We start from the raw sequence: 270 nt of genomic DNA on the forward strand, positions 1-270 counted from the left end.
AACCCCGTGGCCAACTGGGCGCAGGTGTGTCCGCATCGCAGGTGGGCCAGGACCAGTAGGGCCTGCCGGGCCGTTCCGAGCCGGCGCCACCGTGTTCCGCGTTCACGGACCAGGGCCGTCAGCTTCCCTGCCAGGAACCGTAGGGCTGAATTGGACAGATCGAGTCCGAATGGGTACACAAGCATGCGAAGGTCCGGGCGGACAGGTTGATCCTGGTCGACAACTCGTCTACCAAAAGCTTCACTTCGTCACACACGCGGTGCCCCGCCG

The 270-nt window shown here is 64.8% G+C and carries 1 pseudogene; it reads right to left on the minus strand.

The features are described from left to right. A pseudogene (locus BFF77_RS37330) lies at positions 1-185 on the minus strand (IS5/IS1182 family transposase); the annotation flags it as partial. Between the last annotated feature and the right edge of the window lie 85 nt (positions 186-270).

It is taken from the genome of Streptomyces lushanensis (genome assembly GCF_001700515.1).
GTDB classification, from domain to species: Bacteria; Actinomycetota; Actinomycetes; order Streptomycetales; family Streptomycetaceae; genus Streptomyces; species Streptomyces lushanensis.